Consider the following 4,700-nt stretch of genomic DNA (forward strand, 5'->3'; position numbering starts at 1 on the left):
GCGACGGCGCAAAATGTGAGCAGGCAACCCCTTATTTCTAAGCCACTTACACCGCAGTCTCCCGCGACAGCTGGCTCCGTGGAGGAGCTCGCGCAGCGGTTGGGCGTCGACCGGACGACCGTCTTTAAGGGCATCCAGCTCGGGCGGCTGACGAAGGCAGTGGTGGGGCGGAACGCGCGGGGGAAGCTCTACATCCTCGATCTGGAGGCCGCGGAGGCCGAATGGCGGACGCATGCGGCGCGGTTGCGGCTCGATGCGAAGCGGAATGGCGCGATCGGGCCGACGGATCTCGCGGCGGCGACGGTGCGGGAGCGGCTGGCGCGGGCGGAGAAGTTCGAGCTCGAGACGGAGCGGGCGCGGCGGCTCCTGGTGCCGGCGGCGGAGGTGAAAGTCCGGTGGGCGGCGCATGTCGTGGCCGCGCGGACGACGCTCTTGGGGCTCCCGTCGCGCGCCAAGCAGCGCCTGCCACATCTGACGGCGGCGGACGTCGCGCTCCTGGACCGACTCGTCCGTGAGGCGCTGGAGGAGTTGGGCGAGGTGCCGAGCCTTGAGGGGCCCGGCGGCCCATGACGACGCTCGAGGCCCTCGAAGGCGAGATCCAGCAGCTTTGGAAGCCACCGCCGCGCCTCGAACTCTCCACATGGGCCGATGCCCACTTCGTCCTGCCCGCTGGCGACGCCAATGCCGGGCGGTGGACGACGCTGCCCTACCAGCGCGGGATCCTCGACGCGATGTCCGACCCCGCGATCGAGCGCGTCACGCTGATGAAGAGCGCCCGCGTGGGGTATACGAAGGCCGTCTGCGCCGCGATCGGCTACTACATCGCGCATGACCCGTGCCCGATCATGGTCGTGCAGCCGACGCTCGACGATGCCCGGCGGCATAGTAAGGAAGACATCGCCCCGATGCTCCGGGATGTGCCCCTCCTCGAGGGTCTGATCGCCCCTACGCGGACCCGCGATAGCGATAACACGATTCTGGAGAAGCTTTTTCGCGGGGGCTCGCTCTCGCTGATCGGTGCCAATAGCCCGCGGGGTTTCCGGCGGACCTCGCGGCGCGTGGTGATCTTCGACGAGGTGGATGGCTATCCGCAATCAGCGGGCACCGAGGGCGACCCGATCGAGCTCGGGATCCGGCGCACGGAGTATTACTGGAACCGGAAGATTCTCGCGGGCTCGACGCCGACGATCGCGGGGCATAGCGTCATCGAGCGCCTCTTCGAGGCGGGCGACCAGCGGCACTACTATGTGCCGTGCCCGTCGTGCGGCGCGTTCCAGGTGCTCCGGTTCCCCAATTTGAAGTGGCCCGAGGGCGAGCCCGAGCGCGCCTATCTGGTCTGCACCGAACACGGCTGCGTCATCGAGCACGCGGCCAAGCGCGCGATGATCGAGGCGGGCGAGTGGCGCGCCGAGCACCCCGAGCATTTCACCGAGCATAGCCGCCATGCCTCGTTTCACATCTGGGCGGGCTACTCCTACAGCCCCAACGCCACGTGGGGCCAGCTCGCCCTCGAGTTCGTCAAGGCCACGCGCGGCGGCACGCTCACGCTCCGCACGTTCGTCAACACCGTGCTCGGCGAGACCTGGCAAGATCGCGGCGAAGCGCCGGACTGGGACCGGCTCATGCGGCGCCGCGAGGCCTATGCCTTCGGGACGGTCCCCCACGGCGCGCTCTTCCTGACCGCCGGCGTGGACGTGCAGAAGGATCGCTTGGTCTACGAGGTCGTCGGCTGGGGCCGCGGCAAGGCCTCGTGGTCGATCGACTATGGCCTGCTCCCAGGGGACACGGCCGATCTGGACACGGGCCCCTGGGCCCAGCTCGACGCCCTCCTGGCCCGCCATTTTCCCCACGCCGGGGGCGTGCAGCTCCCCATCCGGATGCTCGCGGTCGATAGCGGCTATAACACGCAACAGGTGTACGCCTGGGCGCGGAAGTACCCCATGAGCCGTGTGATCGCGGTGAAGGGCCAAGCAATGGGTGGCGCGCTGATTGGCCCGCCGACCGCCGTCGATGTTAGCGACCGCGGGCGGAAACTCCGCCGCTCCTACAAGGCCTGGCCGGTGGTGGGCGCGATCGCCAAGAGCGAGCTCTACGGGTGGCTCCGGCTGGAGATGCCGACCGACGCCGAGGCCCCGATCCCCGCAGGATTCTGCCACTTCCCGCAATACGGCGAGGATTACTTTCAGCAGCTCACGGCGGAGCAACTCATCCCCACGCGGACGGCCAAGGGCTTCATCCGCCTGGAATGGACCCTGATCGAAGGCCGCCAGAACCATGCTTTGGACGCCCGGGTCTATGCGCGCGCGGCGGCCGCCGTGGTCGGGATCGATCGCTTCACGGCGTCCGATTGGGCGTCGCTCGAGGCCGCCGTCGGGCAGGCCCCGCCCAAGGCGACGACCCCGGCCGCGCCGACCGCGCCTGCGCCGACCAGCCCGCCCGGGCCTCCGCCGCGGCCGCCGGGGTGGCTCGGGCCCCGCCGTCGGTGGCTGCGCTGAGACATGAGACGTGCGCACGCGGCCCCACCTATGGTATAGCGGGGAGCGATGGACCCCATCTGGACCCAGGCGGACATCGACGCGCTCAAGATCGCCATCAAGAGCGGGGTCCTTACGGTCACCTTCGGGAACCGGACGACGACGTTTCATAGCCTGCGTGAGATGCGCGAGCTCCTCGCCGACATGGTGGCCTCCGTGAACGCCGCCACCGGACAACCCTTTCGGCTCGCCGCGACGTCGAAGGGCGTCTAGGTGTACTGGCTCGACCGCCTGACCCACGGCGTCGCCCCCCGCTGGACCCTCCGCCGGATGCAAGCGCGGCGCGCCGCGCAGATCGTCGCCCGGCACTATGAGGCCGCCGCCGCCGGCCGTCGCACGCAGGGCTGGCGCTGGACGACCGGAGACGCCGCCGCCTCGATGGGGACCGCGCTCGGCACGCTCCGCCATATCGCGCGCGACCTCGAGCGCAACAATGGCTGGGCCAAGTCGACGCTCCGCGGGCTCGCCAACCGGGTGATTGGCTGGGGGATCATGCCGGACACCGAGGCGATGCCGTCCACGGTGCGCGCGCGCTGGGAGGCCTGGGCGAACACGACCGCGTGCGATGCTGACGGACGCCAGACCTTCGCGGGCCTCCAGAAGCTCGCGATCAAGACGATGGCGCGCGATGGCGAAGTCCTGGTGCGGCGCCGCTGGCGGACGATGGCGGACGTCGAGGGCGGCCTGCCGCTCCCGATGCAGCTCCAACTTCTCGAGCCCGACTATCTCGATCCCCTGAAAGATGGGCTGACCACACCCGGCGGGGGTCGCATCGTCCAGGGCGTCGAATTCGACGCGATCGGCCGCCGCGTCGCTTACTGGATGCTGCCCGAACATCCCGGGTCATCCTTCGTGCCCTCGCGCGGCACCGCCTCGGGCCGGATCCCGGCGGCCGAAGTGCTCCACATCTTCCCCGCCGATCGCGTGGGCCAAGTGCGCGGCCCCTCGAGCTTCGCCCCGGTCGTCCTGACCCTCAAGGACTTCGACGAGTACGAGGACGCCGCCCTCATGAAGCAGAAGATCGCCGCCTGTCTGGCCGTGATCACGAGTGATGTCGATGGGACGAGCCCGGCGCTGGGAAGCACCACGACCGAGGACCCGAGCATCGACCGCCTCGAGCCCGGCATGATCCTCAATGCCGCCCCCGGGCGCAGCGTCACGGTCGTCGACCCGCCGTCCGTCAGTGAGCACGGGCCCTTCACCCAGACGATGCTCCGCAAGATCGCCGCCGGCATGCCCGCGACGAGCTACGAGGATCTGACCGGGGATTACTCTCAGGTGAACTTTTCGAGCGCCCGCATGGGTCGCCTCCGGGCCTGGGATGACGTCGAGGATTGGCGCTGGCTCGTCCTCGTCCCCCAGTTCTGCGACCCCATCTGGGCCTGGTTCCTCCAGGCGATGGCCGTGCTCGAGGAGGTGCCGACGCGGGCGCGCACGATCGAATGGACGGCCCCCGCGGCGCCGATGATCGATCCCGAGAAGGAAGGGCTCGCGTATCAGCGCAATGTCCGGATCGGGGCCCTCACGTGGCCCGAGATGGTCCGCGAGCGCGGCTATAACCCCACGCGCCAACTGCGCGAAATCTCGGAGTGGAACAAGAAATTCGATGCCGCCGGCGTGGTGCTGGACAGCGACCCGCGGACGACCTCCCAGCAGGGCCAGCCCCGGGACGCCGCGAATCCGGCGCCCGTCGCGGAACCCGTCGCCAGCAACGGCAACGGCGCGCGGGGCCATAGATGATCACGGGCAAGGACCTTGACAATCGCGACGCCGCCGCCCTCAAGGCGCGGAAGGCCCCGCTCGAGGCGGCCACCGGGTCAGACCTCGCAGCCCGGCTCGCCGCCGCCCGCCACCTCGAGCCCGAGGCCAAGGATCTGCACTGCCGCGACTGCTGGACGCGCGGCCGCGACGCCGCCCTCCGCGCGATCGAGGGCTGGTCCCCGGATGCGCCGACTGCCTAGGCCGTGAGCGAATCCGCCACCACGCGCGTCGTGCGGGAGACCTCCGACCGGCCCGGAGGTCTCGCCCTCACCCAGCGGCAGGCCGCCATCTACGCCGAGATCACCGCCTATCATGCCGTGACCCGCGAGGGCTGCCCGGCCAACTATCTCGCGCGCCGATTCCATCTCCACCACGAGACCGTGCGCGACTACTTCGCCGTCCTCT

Annotated in this window: 6 protein-coding genes; all 6 read left to right on the top strand. The window is 69.9% G+C overall.

Features of this window, described 5'->3' with window-relative positions; genetic code table 11:
• The first annotated feature begins 78 nt into the window (after positions 1-78).
• Entirely contained in the window at positions 79-570 is a 492-nt protein-coding gene (locus VKN16_23155) for a hypothetical protein (protein HME97111.1), read from the top strand.
• A complete protein-coding gene (locus tag VKN16_23160) occupies positions 567-2,495 on the top strand; it encodes a phage terminase large subunit family protein (protein ID HME97112.1) in 1,929 nt (642 codons plus the stop codon). The genes VKN16_23155 and VKN16_23160 overlap by 4 nt, the downstream gene beginning before the upstream one ends.
• A 48-nt stretch (positions 2,496-2,543) precedes the next feature.
• Positions 2,544-2,747 carry a hypothetical protein gene (locus VKN16_23165; GenBank protein HME97113.1) on the top strand — a complete coding sequence of 68 codons (204 nt, stop codon included), beginning with the start codon at positions 2,544-2,546 and terminating at the stop codon, positions 2,745-2,747.
• Complete coding sequence (locus VKN16_23170; protein ID HME97114.1) at positions 2,748-4,274, top strand: phage portal protein; 1,527 nt, start codon at positions 2,748-2,750, stop codon at positions 4,272-4,274.
• Complete coding sequence (locus VKN16_23175) at positions 4,271-4,495, top strand: hypothetical protein (protein HME97115.1); 225 nt, start codon at positions 4,271-4,273, stop codon at positions 4,493-4,495. Before VKN16_23170 ends, VKN16_23175 begins: the two co-directional genes overlap by 4 nt.
• Before the next feature lie 3 nt (positions 4,496-4,498).
• Positions 4,499-4,700, top strand: a 202-nt coding sequence (locus tag VKN16_23180; protein HME97116.1) for a hypothetical protein, incomplete at its 3' end; no start/stop codon positions are given.

The sequence above is a fragment of the Candidatus Methylomirabilota bacterium genome, assembly GCA_035315345.1.
Lineage (GTDB): Bacteria > Methylomirabilota > Methylomirabilia > Rokubacteriales > CSP1-6 > CAMLFJ01.